The sequence below is a fragment of the Curtobacterium sp. PhB136 genome, from assembly GCF_004346855.1.
Taxonomy (GTDB): domain Bacteria; phylum Actinomycetota; class Actinomycetes; order Actinomycetales; family Microbacteriaceae; genus Curtobacterium.
On sequence record NZ_SMGH01000011.1, the window covers coordinates 179985 to 195351 of the forward strand.

Genomic DNA, 15367 nt, shown 5'->3' on the forward strand with positions numbered 1-15367 from the left:
CTCTGTGCCGGAGCCGGCCCTACGCTGGAGCCGTGACCGACCAGGACGACGAGCGCACGCGTCTCGAGCAGCGCATCGGCGCGATGACGACACGCTTCGAGAGCGAGGGGCTCGCCGACATCGTCGAGCCGCTGCTCTCGCTCCGGCTGACACTGCAGCAGCTCAAGGTCCTCACCGTGCTCGTGACCGCCGAGGACGGCATGACCCTCACGACGCTCGCGTCGTCGTTCGGCGTCTCACTCGCCTCGATGTCCGGCGTCGTGGACCGCCTGGTCGAGCAGGACGTCGTCGCGCGGACGGCGGCCGAGGGGGACCAGCGGGTCCGGCGGCTCCGTGCCACGGCCCGCGGACGCGATGCGGTCGGGCAGCTGATGGCGCGGCGGCCCGAGTACGGGTTGCGCGTCCTGCGGCGGCTCGACCTCGATGACCTGCGGGCGCTGGACCGCGGCATGTCGGCGGTCCAGCGTGCCGTCTGGCCGGAGGCCGGCGAGCGCTCCTGACCCGGCGATGCGCCGGGCCGACCGTCCGGGTCGACCTTCCGGACCGGCGGTCCGGTCTGGCCGTCCGGTCTGGCCGTCCGGACTGACGGTCCGGACTGACGGTCCGGACTGGCGGTCCGGACTGGCGGTCCGGATCACCGCGCGGGGGCGCCGATCGGGTAGTCGACGAAGGCGAAGGCCGACCCGTCGGGCGCCCAGCCGTTGACGTTGAGGGTGCCCTGACCGCCGTCGAGCTCGACGATCGTCTCGGCGGCCTGCCACACCGCCGGTCCCCAGTCGCTGACGGTGCCCGGCCCGGTCACCTGGCGGAGCCGGACCCGCTCGTCCGCCGGGTGCCCTTGGGTGCCGGGCGGGAACGACAGGAACACCGCGGCGTCACCCTTCGGCGTCGGGTGCGGGAACCAGTTCACGTGCTCGTCGACGGTGAGCTGCTCGAGCTCCGTGCCGTCGGGACGGACACGGGCGATCTGCGCATGGCCGGGCGCTTCCTCGAACTGCGCCGTGTTGAACAGGATCCAGGCACCGTCGGGCGTCCACTCCGGGCCGTCGGCGGGACCGGGGGCAGTGGTGACGGCGCGGTCAGCGGTGCCGTCGACGGCGAGCACGTGGATCGTGCCGGAGGACCACACGTCGTCGCCGTCCGGGTCGAGCCGGACGTACGCGAGTTCGGTGCCGTCCGGGCTGACGCCGTGCAGGAAGTGCATCGCGCCGTCGTCCGGCGTGACCCGGGTCGCCGGACCGCCGGCGAGCGGGGCGCTCCAGATGTGGAAGTCCTCGGCGCTGACGTGGACCGTGACGCCGTCCGGGTCGAGGACGTGGTCGTTGTTGAGCGGCGGGACGCCCTCGATCGCGACGCGCTCCGGTGCGCTCGCGCCGTCGGCCGGCATCGTCCAGAGGACGCCGTCCGCGTTCAGGACGAGTCGCCCGTCGGACGTCCAGTTCGGGGCTTCGTAGAGGCGCTCCGTGCTCTCGTGCACGGTCGTCACCGAGCGGTCCGCCCGATTCCAGATCCGGACCCGGCAGCGCTGGCCCTCCAGCAGGACTCGTCCGGGCGGGGTGGTGTCGGTCGGCATGGGTTCCCTCGGGATCTGCGGCGTCGTTGCTCGTGCCGGACGATCCAACCACACGGTCGTGCGCTCGCGGCTCACCCTGCGAGCAGCGCCTCGATCCGGTCCACGACCAGGTCGGGTCGGGTGATGAACGGGTGGTGGCCGGTCGGGACCTCGACGGCGCGGGTCGCTCGCGACGCATGCTCCCGTTGCAGTGCGGTCGACGTGCTCCGGTCCTCAGCGCACACGAGGTAGGTCGAGTCGACGCCCTCCCAGCCGGCGGCCGTGGTCGGCGTGACGAAGGCGGCCGCGGTCTGCGCCGTGACCCGCTCCCACGCCGCGCGCTGGGTCGCGTCGTCGGCGTCCTGCAGGAACCGCGCCCCGAAGGACGACCGGTCGTACCCCGCGACCGCCAGGGTCCCGTCGCCGACCTCGGCGATCGACACCGGGTCGGGCTCGCCGCTCATGATCGCAGCCTGCGCCTGCCCGACGTCGGGCAGGTACGACGACACGTACAGCAGGTGCCGGACCGCGGGGTGGTGGCCGGCCTCGGCGACGACGGTGCCGCCGTAGGAGTGTCCGACGACGACGGCCCCGTCGGCCCCGTCCACCTCGTCGAGTGCGCGCCGGAGTGCGGCGGCGTCCTCGACCAGACCGCCCTCGGGGACGCCGGACGCGGTCTCGCCGCAGGACGGCAGCGCCACCGCACGGCTGCGGACACCCGTGCGGGCGAGGAGCAGGTCGGCGGTCGGCTGCCACCACCAGGCACCGTCGCGGACCAGGGCGCCGTGGACGAAGAGGAGTTCCATGGGGCCGACGCTACGGCCTCGTCCGCGACGCCGTCACGACGACCGCGACGGACCGGGCCAGCACGATCCCGACCGCCGAGGGTGTACCAGCAGGGCATTCCTCGTCCAGTTGCCGGCTCGTAGCGTGGTGGGCATGTCGCACAAGGACGACGTCAAGGAGTTCCTGACGTCACGCCGAGCCCGGATCACGCCCGAGCAGGTCTCGCTGCCCGGAGGACCGGGACGGCGCGTGCCCGGACTGCGTCGCACCGAGGTCGCGATGCTCGCCGGCATGAGCGTCGAGTACTACGCCAAGCTCGAACGCGGCGACCTCGTCGGGGTCTCCGACACCGTGCTCGTGGCGCTCGCGGACGCGCTGCTCCTCGACGACGCCGAGCGCGAGCACCTCTTCGACCTCTCCCGCGAGGCGAACGCCTCCCCGGTCCGTCGGCGCCGGCGCCAGGTCCCCAAGGACGTCCGCACGAGCGTCCGCTGGGCACTCGACGGCTTCACCGCCGGCCCGGCGTTCGTCCGCAACGGCCGGATGGACGTCCTCGCCGAGAACCAGCTGTTCCGGGGCCTCTACTGGGAGATGTACGAGCAGGAACACCGCCCGGTGAACCTCGCCCGGTTCGCGTTCCTGCACCGCGACCTGTCCGAGCGCTTCTACCCGAACTGGGCGACGGCGGCCGACATCAACGTCGCGATCCTCCGGACCGAGGCCGGCCGGAACCCGCACGATCGAGCGCTGCAGGACCTCATCGGCGAGCTCTCCACGCGGAGCGACGAGTTCCGTGTCCGCTGGGGCGCGCACGACGTCCGCCACCACGCGCACGGCGACAAGCACTTCCACCACCCGGTCGTCGGCGACCTCGACCTCGTCTACGAGGCGATGGAGCCGATGGGCGAGCCCGGACTGAACTTCCTCGTCTACTCGGCCGAGCCCGGCTCGCCGACCGAGGAGTCCCTCCGGCTGCTCGCCAGCTGGGTGGCGACGAAGGAACGAGAACGAGAACAGGAGCAGCACCATGCGGATCGAACCGAAGCAGCCCACCACGAAGAACCCGCCTGAGCAGTTCACCGGGGACGTGTACCTCGACCCGATCGCCGCGCCGAAGGAACCCGGGCAGACGATGACGGTGGCGAAGGTCCGCTTCATGCCCGGGGCACACACCGCGTGGCACTCGCACGCGAAGGGGCAGACCCTGCACGTCACCGAGGGCGTCGCCCTGATGGGGACCCGCGACGGCGGCGTGATCGAGGTGCAGCCCGGAGAGACCGTGTACACCCCGGCGGGCGAGGAGCACTGGCACGGTGCGACCCCCGACCGGTACATGGAGCACCTCGCCATGCTCGACCTCTCCGACGACCCGGCGACCACGACCACCTGGCTCGAGCACGTCGCCGACGACGACTACCACCGCCCGTGATCGCGCATCGGACCCTCGGCCAGGGGCTCGACGTCTCCGCGCTCGGCCTCGGCTGCATGACGATGACCGGCGGGTACGGCGGCGACCCGGACCGCACCGCGATGACGGAGCTGCTGCGGAGCGCGGTCGACCAGGGCGTCACGCTCTTCGACACCGCCGAGATCTACGGCCCGCACGCGAACGAGGAACTCGTCGGCGCCGCGCTCGCTCCCGTCCGCGACGACGTCGTCATCGCGACGAAGTTCGCCGAGGCGATCGACCCCGACAGTCGGACCCTCCTCGGCCGGATGCTCAGGCCCGACGAGGTCGCGTCCGCTGTCGAGGGCTCCCTGCGTCGGCTCGGTACCGACCACATCGACCTCTACCACCAGCACCGGATCAACCCCGAGTACCCGATCGAGGAGTTCGCGGGCGCCGTCCGGGAACTCATCGCGGCCGGGAAGGTCCGGCACTACGGGCTCTCGGAAGCCGCCGAGGGCACGATCCGCCGCGCACACGCCGTCCAGCCGGTGACCGCGGTCCAGAGCGAGTACTCGCTGTGGTGGCGTCGGCCGGAGGACGGGGCGCTCGCAGCGTGCGCCGAGCTCGGCATCGGGTTCGTGCCGTTCAGCCCGCTCGGCAAGGGCTTCCTGACCGGGACGATCGACCCGTCGGCGACCTTCGGGGCGAACGACCTCCGGGCGAGCATCCCGCGGTTCGGACCGGAGGCGCTCCGGACCAACGTGGAACTCGTCGACGGCGTCCGCGCGATCGCCGGAGAACACGATGCCTCGCCGGGCCAGATCGCACTCGCCTGGCTCCTGGCACGGGCACCGTGGATCGTGCCGATCCCGGGCACGACGAAGGCGCACCGGCTGGCGGAGAACGTCGGCGCGGCCGAGGTCGCCCTGTCCGCGGCGGACGTCGACCGGCTGACGGCGCTCTCCGACTCCGTCGAGATCGTCGGCGGACGCTACCCCGAGTGGCTCGAGTCGCAGACGAACCGCTGACGCCGGGCCCTGCGGTTTCCCGCACGATCGGGGATCCGTCATCGACCACCGGCACCTCCCGGGATCACACTGTGCTCACCGCGGCGCACTTCCCCGCGGGCAGCGGCAACACCGTCCCGCGAGGAGCAGGCGATGTCCGAGCCCCACCCCGAGCCCGACCCCCGGATCTCGCACGCGCCACCCCGCCTGGCCTACGTGCTCACCTCCTACGGTGACGGCGAGCAGCTGCTCCGCCTCGTCCGGACGCTGCGCCGCGGCGACCCGCGCGCGGAGGTCGTCGTCCAGCACGACGAGACCCACCACCCGTTGGACCGTGCACCGCTCGAAGCGCTCGGCGTCCACGTCCTCCTCAGCCCGGAGACGATCGGCTGGGGCGACATCACCCTCGAACGCGCCCGCTGGCGGCTGTTCGACTGGGTCCTGACGAACCTCGACGTCGACTGGGTGATGCTCCTCTCCGAGCAGGACTACCCGACGGCCCCGTTCGCGGTCCTGCACGCCCGCCTCACCGCCGCGAGCGCCGCCGGGGACAACGCCGTCATCGAAGCCTGGCCGATCGCCGAGGTCCCGGACCCCGCGATCCGTGCCGAGGCCGAACAGCGCTACCGGTTCCAGTACCGCGCGCTCCCCGACATCGGGTTCGAACGCCGCCTGCCGGAGCCGCTCGCGAAGGTGTTCCGCTGGGTGCGCGGTGTCGCGATCCACCGGCTCCGCGAGCACCGGCTGCCGGTCCGCCTGTACGCCCCGGCACCCGCGGTCGGCGCGCCGGCACGCATCGGGTTCCTGGCGCTGCGCAGCCCGTTCACCGCGGACGCGCCGTGCTGGTTCGACAGCTGCTGGTTCGCCATCGACCGCCGCGCGATGCAGGCCGTCGTCGACCGCACCACGAACGACCCCGCGCTGGTCCGGTACTTCGAGCGCACGATGATCCCGGTCGAGTCCGCCACGGCGACGATCATCGGCAACGACCCGACCCTGCACCTGGAGCGGGCGAGCCTGCACACCATCCGCTGGTCGGACACCACCTCCGGCCGACCGGACGTCTTCACCCTGGACGACGTCCCGATGCTGACGGCCGCCGGGCTGCCGTTCGCGCGCAAGTTCGGCCCGGACCCCGCCGTGTTCGTCGCCCTGGACGAGCACGTCCTGCAGCATGCCGAGGAGGCATCATGACCCGAACCGTCCTGATCACGGGAGGCGCCGGCTTCATCGGCTCCCGTCTGGCCGCCGACCTCGCCGGAGCCGGCGACGACGTCGTCCTGCTCGACTCCCTGCACCCGCAGGTGCACGCCTCCGGCTGGCCGGCCCTGCCCGCCGGCATCACGGCCATCCCGTTCGACGTCACCGTCCCGACGATGTGGGACGCGGTGCTGCGGTCGGTGCACCCGGACGTGGTCGTGCACCTCGCCGCGGAGACCGGGACCGGACAGTCGCTCACCGAGGCCAGCCGCCACACCCGCGTGAACGTCGTCGGCACGAGCGAGCTCCTCGACGGTCTGCACCGCGCCGGGGTGGTCCCGGAGCGCTTCGTCCTGGCGTCCTCCCGCGCGGTCTACGGCGAGGGCGACTGGGCCACGGCCTCGGGGGAGCGCTTCGCCGCCGACGCACGCGACGTACACCAGCTGGAGCGCGCGCAGTGGGACCCGGCGTCGCCGGACGGCTCGGTCGCGACACCGCTCGCCCACGCCGCCGCCACCACCCACCCGCGTCCGTCCAACGTGTACGCGGCGACGAAGCTCGCCCAGGAACACGTGCTGCACGCCTGGGCCTCCGCACACGGCGCGCCCCTCTCGGTCCTCCGGCTGCAGAACGTCTACGGACCCGGCCAGTCCCTGACGAACCCGTACACGGGCATCGTCAGCCTCTTCGGTCGCCTGGCCCGCGAGCACCGCTCGATCCCCGTCTACGAGGACGGCTCGATCACCCGCGACTTCGTCTTCGTCGACGACGTGGTGCGGGCGCTCGCCGCGGCCACCCGCAGTGACCGTGCCGGCACGACGACCGTCGACATCGGGTCCGGTGCGCCGATGACCCTGCTCGACCTCGCCGGCGTCATCGCTGAGCAGGCGGGCGCACCGGCACCCCAGGTGACCGGCCAGTACCGGCTCGGCGACGTCCGCGCCGCCTTCGCGGACGTCACCGCGGCGGGCGCGCTGCTCGGCTACGAACCGCGCTTCGACCCGTCGCGCGGGGTCGCGCTCCTGCTCGACTGGATGGCGACCCAGGACGCACCGACGTTGCGAGCGGCCTGACGCGGTGGTCTGACCACGACCCGACGGGAGGCTCGGTGCCAGCTGGCACCGGGCCTCCCGTCCGTCAGTGGGCTGCGGAAGACCGCCCGAGCAGCTCGACGGGATCGACTCGCCCGTCCGCGACCACCGCGCGGAACGCCCGCACCAGCGGCACGCCGGGGCGGACCACGGCCGGCGTCGACCACGCGAGCGCCGACCCGATCGCCGGGTACTCCGCGGCGCGGACGAACCAGGGGTCGCGGTGCCCGAGCGCCTCGAGCGCGATGGTCGCCGCACCGCCGTCGAAGTCCGCAGACCAGGACACCCACGGGGCGACCGAGCCGTGCACCGCGGCCTCCCCGGTCGCGGAGACCGTGCGCACCTCGACGTCGTCGCACGCCGGGAACCGCCAGAAGAACCCGCCGTACCCGGCACCGACGCGACCGTTGCTGCCGGGGCCGCCGAGCCGCACCGGGGCGTCGCCGGGGGTCCGGAACGACGACGCGATCCGGAGCTCCCACGCGTCGGGCCCGAGTGCCCTGGCGCTCGTCACACGCTCCTCGTGCAGGACCGGCCGGCCGTCCGGGCCGCGCCAGGAGACGTCGACGGTCCGGGTGTCACCGAGCGCCGCGGCCCGGTCGACGGTGACGGTGCCGTGGTCGTCGCGCCAGACGTAGCCGGGGCCGTGCACGTACGTCCGGCCGCCCCAGCAGTTCACGCCGTCGACGTCCGGGATCGCCGGGCCGACGCCCGCGTGCCAGTCGTGGTCACCGGGGTGGTGCGCGCTGACGTGCACCCCGCCGAGCGTCCGGACCGGGTGCAGGTACGGCCGGGGGACCGAGCTCGGGACGGTGCCGGCGCCGTCGAGGGACGTCGCGACCTCGGTGCCGGCGCCGTCCGGGCCGTCGACGACGAAGCGGTGGAGCACCTCGTCCCTGGCGGCGTGCGCCCACGGTGCGCCGACCTCGGAGAACAGCGCGAGCTCGTCCGCGGCGCGGGCCACGATCGCCTCGACGTCGGCGACGACCGGGTGCCGCTCGGCGCCCTCGCCCGTCCAGACCACGTGCGGGTGGTCGATCTGCACCGGCTCGCTGGCGCGCACGGCTTCGAGCACCTCGACGAACGCGCCCGTCGACGCGAGCGGCACGAGCAGGTCGGCGCCGGTGCGGCGGTGGTCGAGCAGGTTCTCGAGCAGGTCCGTCCGGTCGTGGTGGACGATGTCCGTGTCCGTGTCCGTGTCCGTGTCCGTGCCCCGGCCGTCGCCGTCGCCGTCGTCGCGGGTGACCTCGTCGAGCGTGTACGCGAACGTCGCCGCGCCGGTCGCGCCGCGGACCCGGACGCTCGGGACCGACTCCTCCGGGGCACAGAGCGTCAGGGCGGCGGTGGCCTCGAGACCCGCGGCCGTCGTGACCCGCACCGCCGAGGTGTCGTCGCCGTCGATGGCGTTCGCCCGGTACAGCTCCACCTCGACGCGCACGACGTCCTCGGCACGACGGCACCCGACGATCGCCAGGGCCGTGGCCACCGCGTGGGCGAGCGGGTTCGCGACCACGCCGTCGAGCACGTCGACGCCAGCGACCCGGCGCTTCCCGGCCCACGAGGACCGCTCCCAGTACCCGGCGTCCCGTCGCCAGGTCCCGACCGCGGCGGCCGAGCGGACCCGGCCGACGACCGCGCCGGAGCGGAAGGCGGGGACGGCGGCGGACCCGAGGCTCTGGAACCCGACCTGCACCACCCGGCCGGTGCGCCGTTCGGCGTCGAGGAGCTCGGCGAGCGCGGCCCGGGTCGTCACGGGCGGCTTCTCGAGGAGCACGTCGGCGCCGGCATCGAGCGCGGCGAGCGCGAGCGGGAGGTGTGCCGCGATGGGGGCCGCGACCACGACGACGTCGACGGGGCCGACCGACCGGGCAGCGGCGACGTCCGCGACGACCGGGACGCCGCCGTCCTCGGTACTCCCGAGCGTCGGGTCGACGACGGCGGTCAGCGTGCACACCCCGGCGGCGACGAGACGGTCGATGTTCGCGCGGTGGTGCAGGCCGTAGCCGCGGGCGCCGACGAGCACGACGCCGGGCGTCGGTGCCGGTGCGGTGGCCGGCGCGGGTGGGGTCACGCCGAGGTGCCGATCGTGATGCGGGTCCGTCCGGGGGCGCGCCCGGTGACGAACACGTGCTCGCCGTCGGGCCGGTCGGTGCCGCCGAGGAACGTGTAGTCCTGGCCCGGGGAGTAGGTCGCCGGCTGCCCGGGACCCCGACCGTTGCCCGGCCCGAAGGTCACAGCGTCGCCGCCCACCCGGTAGGTCCCGGTGCCCTCGGCGAGGACCAGCTCGCCCGTTGCGTCGTTGCTCACACCGGTGAAGCTACCCCCGGCGCGGAAGGAGAGCTGCAGCGCCCACGGCACGTCGGCCCCGACCTGTTCCACGTCGAGGACGACGGCGTCCGGCAGCACGGTCACGTCCACCGTCGTGGTGAGCGTCACCGTGTCGACGTCGCGCTCGCCGAAGTCCATCGCGGCCGAGAACCGGCCCTCGTCGCGGAGCGGGTACACGCCCTCCGGGCGGCGACGGGCACGCGGGAGCGGCTGGTGGTAGCCGGCGGAGACGGTCTCGGTGAGCCGGAACCGGAGCGGGTCTTCGCCGCTCGTGATGGTCGTCGCCCGGAACGGGCCGAGTCCGAAGAACTCGCGGGAGAGCCGCACGTCGGAGAGCACCACGTCGCCCGCGAACACCCGGAGGAACGTCGGGCTGTTCGCGAGCCCGGACCGGACGTGGCCCTCGGCGGGGACGTCGGATCCGGCGAAGAGGACGACGCTCCGCCGGGGTTCGCGGACGTGGACGAGCCGGGCGTCGGCGAAGTGCCGGACCTCGCGCGGGGGAGCCGCGGGCGGCTCGGCGTCGGGCAGCGGCCGCGCGAGCAGCGGGTCGGTCATCGCCCGGGCCGCGGCGGCGCCCGGCTGCCACATCGGCTGCGCCACTGCGCGTCGGGCGACGGCGGCGACGTCCGCCCGGTCGTCGAGCACCGCGACGTGCCAGAGCAGCGGCGCGAAGCGGCTCACGCCGAAGGGTCGTGACTGGTCCTGCCGCCGCGACTGGACGGTCTCGACCGTGTCGTCGGGAAGCAGCAGGGCGAGCGTGGCGTCGATGCTCGCCCGGACCGGCGCCAGCAGCGCGGGATCGTCGAGCACCTCGGCGAGCACCAGGAAGGCCGGGACGGACACGGCGGCGGCGTAGTTCGGGCTGCGCTCCGACCACAGTCCGTCCGCGTCGATGTCCGGGCCCTCGGCGAGCCACGCCTCGATCCGGGCGACGATCGCGGGGTCCGGGTGCAGCCGGTGCGTCCTCGCCAGCGCGGCGGAGATCTCCCAGCGGTGGTTCGGGGTGTGCACGCCCCCGGTCACGAGCGCCGGCGTGGCCCGCCGCACGATCGTGTCGAGGTCCGCGGCGAGGGCGGTCGCCGCGGCGGAGCCGTCGCGGAACGGGGCGAGGAGCTCCAGCGCGTCACAGCAGTCGTTCACCGTGAACGCGGAGTCCGGCGGTGAGTCGACGTTGTCCCCACCGACGAAGGTGCCACCGGCGGACTGTCGCGTGGCGAGCTCGAGGACGTACCCATGTGCGGTGGTGAGGTCGGTGTCGTCGACCGGCACCGGGCCTCCCGTCCGGATCCACGCACCCACCAGCGTCAGCGCTCGTGCCATCAGGTCCCGGTGCTGGAGCGTGGCCGGATCGTCGGTCGACGACCGCAGGGCGGCGACCTCCGCGTCGGCGGCCGGGCGGATCGCGTCGAGGAACGTCTGGCCCATCAGTCCTTCAGCCCGGCGTTGAGGTCCGCGCCGTTGACGTACTTCTGGAACACCAGGTACAGCAGCAGGAGCGGCAGGATCGAGATCACCGAGGCGCCGAGCAGGACCGTCCAGTTGACGTTCTCCGCGCCGACGATGCTCTGCAGCGCGATCTGGATCGTGAACTGGTGCGGGTCGTTCAGCACGAGCAGCGGCCAGATGTAGTCGTTCCAGCGCCACTGGAACGAGAAGATCGCGAGCGTCAGCATGATCGGTCGGGAGATCGGCAGCATGATCCGCACGAAGATCCCGAGCTCGCTCGCGCCGTCGATGCGGGCGGCCTCCACCAGGTCGTCCGGGACCGTCAGGAAGAACTGCCGGAACATGAAGATGCCGGTCGCGGTGATCACCGACGGCACGATGATGCCGGCGAGCGAGTCGTACAGACCGAGGTCGCGGATCACGAGGAACGTCGGCGCGAGGATGACCTCGGTCGGGAGCATCGTCGTCGCCAGGATGCAGACGAAGAAGACCTTGAGCCACTTGTTGTCGTACTTCGCGAGGGCGTAGCCGGTGCAGGCGCTCGCGAGGACCGTGAGCACGGTGGTGACGAGGGCGACGATGATCGTGTTGCCGAAGTACCGGGCGAAGTCGAAGCTCGACCATGCCTCGCTGAAGCCGGCCACCGACCAGTGCTTCGGGAAGAGGGACAGTGGGTAGGAGAACAGCTCGCTGCCGGGCTTGAAAGCGCTGAGGACGAACCAGAGCACGGGGAAGCCGAAGGCGATGATGAACACCCAGAGCAGCGCGGTGACGGCGACGGCCTTGCCGCGCGGGGTGCGTCGCGGCCGGTTCTGCTGCACACCTGGGCGAGCGGTTCCCGTCGGCACTGCGGGGCGAGGCTCCGCGACGCCGGTCGTGGGGAGGGTCGTGTCGGTCATCGGCGTGACTCCGTCCGGCGGTTCAGGGCCAGCTGGATGAGCGCGATGGCCATGAGGATGAGCATGAGGACCATCGACGCGGCGCTGGCGTAGCCGATGTGGGCGTTCTGGAAGCCGTTCGTGTAGATGTACTGCACGAGCAGGTTGTTGTCGGTGCCGGGCCCGCCGTTGTTGAGTGCTTGGATCGTCGCGAACTCCTTGAACGCCCCGAGCGAGGACAGCAGGATGACGATGAAGGACGTCGGCGCGATGCTCGGCATCGTGATGTAGCGGAACTGGTGCCAGGTGCCCGCACCGTCGAGCGACGCAGCCTCGTAGTAGGACTGCGGCACGTTCCGGATCGCCGCGACGAACAGCAGCATGTTGAACGCGGCGCCGGCCCACGCGGTCGCGAAGACCACGACCAGCAGGGACAGGTCGGCGTTGGACTGCCACGGCACGGCCTTGCCACCGAAGGACTCGATCACGAAGTTCGCGAGGCCGAAGTTCTCGCCGAACATCCACCGCCAGATCACACCGGTGACGATCGGGGAGATCAGCCACGGCACGAAGAAGACGATGCGGGCGACACTGCGGCCCTTCGCGGCCGGGCTCGTGAGCATCAGCGCCATCGAGAGCGAGAGCACGAACCCGAGCGGGATCGCGACGACCGCGTAGAGCAGGGTACGGAGCAGCGCCGCGTAGAAGGTGCTGTCCCCGAGGAGCTGCGTGTAGTTCTCCAGGCCGATGAACTTCGGGTCGCTGACGCCGTTGTAGTCGGTGAACGAGTAGCCGAGACCGATGACGGCGGGCCAGACGAAGAAGACGACGAACAGGACGGCGTTCACCGAGACGAAGAGGATCGGCGCGAGGACCGGTCGGCTCACGCCGGATCGGCGTGGTCGGCCGGACGTGCCCCGGTCCGGGGCGGTCGGCCCGGGTGGGGCGGCGGCCGGGGTGGCGCTGACGTCACCCGCTGCGGTGCTGATGCTCACGATGATCCTCTTCGTTCGTCGTGCTCGGTTCGGGGTCCACGGTCCGAGTGTCACGGTCCGGGGTGCACGGTCTGGCCGGGGACCGTTGCGGGTCCCCGGCCGATGGGCGTCAGCCCACGTGCTCCTTGTAGTACTTCGTGATGTTCTCGAGCGTCGTCTTGGCCGACTGCTGCCCGTTGATGAGCTTCCCGACCTCGGCGGTGGTGGGGTCCGTGCCGAGTTCCTTGCCCTCGGTCGCCCACTTCGAGCTCTCCTGGTTCCAGGAGCTCGAGATCGGGTCGGCCGCCTCGATCTCCTTCTGGTAGAGCGCGAAGGAGTCCTTCGCGGCCTGCGAGGTGAACGGGTAGTCGATCGTCAGACCGCTCTCGACGGGCAGGAAGCCGTTCGTCGCGGAGAGCTTCGTGTAGTTGTCCGGCTGGTACATGAAGGCGATGAACTTCTTCGCCGCGGCACCGCGGGCATCGGAGTTGGCGAAGCCGACGATGTTGCCACCGGCGTTGATGTCGGTCGCGTGGGTCGGGTCAGCCGGGGTCGCGGCGCTCGCCCAGTCGAAGGAGACGTTCGACGCGAAGTCCGAGGTCTGCCAGACGCCGGAGAAGTACGCGACGACCTGCCCGCTCTTGAACAGCGCGTTCGGGTCCTGGCCGCTCGTCCACACCGACTTCGGCATCGTCGAGTCGTCGTTCATGTCGGCGAAGTCCTGCAGCGCCGAGACGGTCTTCGCGTCCGTCGGGAAGGATCCGTCCTTCTTCTGCTGCATGAAGTCGGTCCCCTTCTCGAACATGTAGGCACGGAGGCGCGACGGCGAGGAGTCGAAGGTCAGGTCGTACTTCGCGCCCGTCTTGGCCTTGACCTGATCGGCGGCCTTCAGGAACTCGTCCCAGGTCCACGCCTTCGCGGGGTCGGTGGGGTAGCTGACGCCGGCCTTGTCGAACAGCGTCTTGTTCACGAACAGCCCGGCCGCGGTGACGTCGGAGGGGATCGACGTGACGCCGCCGTCCGCGTCCTTCACGATGAGGTCCTTGTCGATCTTGTTCGCGTCGTCGTCCACGATCGAGCTGAGGTCGACGGTCTGCGAGGTCCAGATCGGGTCGATGCCGGCCGCGCGCACCACGTCCGGGAGCGACTTCGCCTGTGCCGACTCGCGGAGCTTCGTCTGCAGGCCGTCGTAGGGGAGGTTGACGATCTTGACGTCGACACCGGTCTTCTTCTCGTACGCGGTGGCGAGGTCCTGGTAGCCCTTCTCCTGCGCGGTCGAGGTGGACAGCCAGAACGTCAGCTGGTCCACCTTCCCGCCGCTGTCACCGGAGCTGCCGGAGGCGCACCCGGCGAGGAGTGCGAGGGCGGCGAGGCCGCCGGCGAGTGCGAGCACGCGTTTGGATGACTTCATCGTCACTGCTTTCGTTCGGTGCCACGGCCCTGCGCCGTGGGGGAGCATTCGGGATGTCTCGGTCCGAGGGTCCAAGGTCTACACCAGTCGACGGCGTCTTGGCAAGCGCTTTCCGACGGGATGTCCTGACATCGCCGGCATGATCGGGAAACCGCTATCCTCGCGGTGGATGCGCGCTGTCGCGCGGTCCGGACAGGAGGCTCGTCATGCCTGAACGGAGCACCGCCACCCTGGCAGACGTGGCCGAGCTGGCAGGTGTGTCGCTCGCGACCGCCTCGCGGGCGCTCAACGGCAGCACGCGGAAGGTCCGTCCCGAGTCCACCGAACGGGTGCACGCCGCGGCACGTGAGCTCCGGTACACCGCGAACGTGCAGGCCCAGGCCGTCGCCCGGGGGACCACCACCTCGCTCGCCCTCGTCGTCGGCGACATCGCCGACCCCTACTTCGCCGCGATCGCCGCTGGTGCGATCCGCGCCGCCGACGACGCAGGGCTCGTCGTCACGATCACCTCGACGGGCGGGGACGCCACCCGCGAGCGCGAGGTGCTCGCGGTCGTCGCCGGCCTCCGCCCCCGGGCCGTGGTGCTCGCGGTCAGCCGACACCTCGGCGGCGCGCTCGCCGACGTCCACGACGCCGTGGCGGTGCTCACTGCGGGAGGTGCCGGCGTCTCCGCGCTGGTGTCGGACGTCGACGGGGCGACCGCCGGGATCGAGGGCGTCCACCCGCTGGTCGTCCGGAACCGTGCCGGCGCCGCCGACCTCGCCGAGGCACTCGTCGAGCAGGGGCACCGGTCCTTCGCCGTCCTCGCCGGGGACCCGGAGCTCGTCACCGCGCACGCCCGCGTCGAGGGGTTCGTGGCGGGGCTCGCGGCGCACGGCATCCGCCTCGAGGACTCGGCGTTCCTGCACTCCGCCTTCACCCGCGACGGCGGGTACGAGGCGATGTGCCGGCTGCTCGACGCCGGGTCGCCGCCGCGTTGCGTGTTCGCGGTCACGGACCTGATGGCGGTCGGTGCCCTCGCCGCGATCCGGGAGCGCGGACTCGTTCCCGGGGTCGATGTCGGCGTGGCCGGCTTCGACGACGTGCGGATGCTCGCGGACGTCACGCCGGCGCTCAGCACCGTCCGGCTCCCGCTCGAGGAGATCGGAGCCCGCGCCGTGCGGCGTGCGCTCGGCACCGACGACGGCACGGTCGACGGGGCAGCTGGCGACGGCGCCGAGATCGCGGGCGCGGTCGTGCTGCGCGCCAGCACCGCGCGCTAGTCCACGGCAACGGCTGCGGAGCGGCCCCGCTGTGGTGTA

General features: G+C 72.3%; 14 protein-coding genes. 7 read left to right on the plus strand and 7 right to left on the minus strand.

Features of this window, described 5'->3' with window-relative positions; all coding sequences use genetic code 11:
- Window positions 1-32 precede the first annotated feature (32 nt).
- Window positions 33-500 carry a MarR family transcriptional regulator gene (locus tag EDF27_RS18795; protein ID WP_123702716.1) on the plus strand — a complete coding sequence of 156 codons (468 nt, stop codon included), beginning with the start codon at window positions 33-35 and terminating at the stop codon, window positions 498-500.
- Between the two features lie 134 nt (window positions 501-634).
- Here the strand turns inward: EDF27_RS18795 and EDF27_RS18800 are convergent, their stop codons facing one another.
- Together EDF27_RS18800 and EDF27_RS18805 are read right to left on the minus strand one after the other, a co-directional pair.
- Window positions 635-1573 (minus strand): PD40 domain-containing protein, encoded by a 939-nt coding sequence (locus EDF27_RS18800; protein ID WP_132050520.1) that lies wholly within the window; start codon window positions 1571-1573, stop codon window positions 635-637.
- Between the two features lie 71 nt (window positions 1574-1644).
- Window positions 1645-2358, minus strand: coding sequence for an alpha/beta hydrolase (locus tag EDF27_RS18805; protein ID WP_132050522.1), 714 nt, complete (start codon window positions 2356-2358; stop codon window positions 1645-1647).
- 133 nt (window positions 2359-2491) lie between these two features.
- Between EDF27_RS18805 and EDF27_RS18810 the strand changes: the two genes are divergently transcribed.
- The 5 genes from EDF27_RS18810 to EDF27_RS18830 all read left to right on the plus strand — a co-directional run bounded on the left by EDF27_RS18810 (window position 2492) and on the right by EDF27_RS18830 (window position 7008).
- The gene (locus EDF27_RS18810; protein WP_132050524.1) at window positions 2492-3409 is read left to right on the plus strand and encodes a helix-turn-helix domain-containing protein; all 918 of its coding nucleotides are present in this window, start codon (window positions 2492-2494) and stop codon (window positions 3407-3409) included.
- Complete coding sequence (locus EDF27_RS18815) at window positions 3366-3767, plus strand: cupin domain-containing protein (RefSeq protein ID WP_123656433.1); 402 nt, start codon at window positions 3366-3368, stop codon at window positions 3765-3767. The genes EDF27_RS18810 and EDF27_RS18815 overlap by 44 nt, the downstream gene beginning before the upstream one ends.
- A complete protein-coding gene (locus EDF27_RS18820) occupies window positions 3764-4756 on the plus strand; it encodes an aldo/keto reductase (protein WP_347812807.1) in 993 nt (330 codons plus the stop codon). Before EDF27_RS18815 ends, EDF27_RS18820 begins: the two co-directional genes overlap by 4 nt.
- 132 nt (window positions 4757-4888) lie before the next feature.
- Window positions 4889-5929 (plus strand): hypothetical protein, encoded by a 1041-nt coding sequence (locus tag EDF27_RS18825; protein WP_132050527.1) that lies wholly within the window; start codon window positions 4889-4891, stop codon window positions 5927-5929.
- Entirely contained in the window at window positions 5926-7008 is a 1083-nt protein-coding gene (locus EDF27_RS18830; protein WP_132050529.1) for an NAD-dependent epimerase/dehydratase family protein, read from the plus strand. The genes EDF27_RS18825 and EDF27_RS18830 overlap by 4 nt, the downstream gene beginning before the upstream one ends.
- A 64-nt stretch (window positions 7009-7072) precedes the next feature.
- Here the strand turns inward: EDF27_RS18830 and EDF27_RS18835 are convergent, their stop codons facing one another.
- The 5 genes from EDF27_RS18835 to EDF27_RS18855 all read right to left on the minus strand — a co-directional run bounded on the left by EDF27_RS18835 (window position 7073) and on the right by EDF27_RS18855 (window position 14066).
- The gene (locus EDF27_RS18835; RefSeq protein WP_132050531.1) at window positions 7073-9097 is read right to left on the minus strand and encodes a DUF6807 family protein; all 2025 of its coding nucleotides are present in this window, start codon (window positions 9095-9097) and stop codon (window positions 7073-7075) included.
- On the minus strand, window positions 9094-10782 hold the full coding sequence (locus EDF27_RS18840) for a hypothetical protein (protein WP_132050533.1): 1689 nt from the start codon (window positions 10780-10782) through the stop codon (window positions 9094-9096). The genes EDF27_RS18835 and EDF27_RS18840 overlap by 4 nt, the downstream gene beginning before the upstream one ends.
- The gene (locus EDF27_RS18845) at window positions 10782-11702 is read right to left on the minus strand and encodes a carbohydrate ABC transporter permease (RefSeq protein WP_243698426.1); all 921 of its coding nucleotides are present in this window, start codon (window positions 11700-11702) and stop codon (window positions 10782-10784) included. The genes EDF27_RS18840 and EDF27_RS18845 overlap by 1 nt, the downstream gene beginning before the upstream one ends.
- Window positions 11699-12676 (minus strand): sugar ABC transporter permease, encoded by a 978-nt coding sequence (locus tag EDF27_RS18850; RefSeq protein ID WP_243698427.1) that lies wholly within the window; start codon window positions 12674-12676, stop codon window positions 11699-11701. The genes EDF27_RS18845 and EDF27_RS18850 overlap by 4 nt, the downstream gene beginning before the upstream one ends.
- Window positions 12677-12785: 109 nt before the next feature.
- Entirely contained in the window at window positions 12786-14066 is a 1281-nt protein-coding gene (locus EDF27_RS18855) for an extracellular solute-binding protein (protein WP_123703423.1), read from the minus strand.
- 206 nt (window positions 14067-14272) lie between these two features.
- Here EDF27_RS18855 and EDF27_RS18860 point away from each other — a divergent pair, with 206 nt between their 5' ends.
- Complete coding sequence (locus EDF27_RS18860) at window positions 14273-15328, plus strand: LacI family DNA-binding transcriptional regulator (protein WP_132050535.1); 1056 nt, start codon at window positions 14273-14275, stop codon at window positions 15326-15328.
- Window positions 15329-15367: the final 39 nt, after the last annotated feature.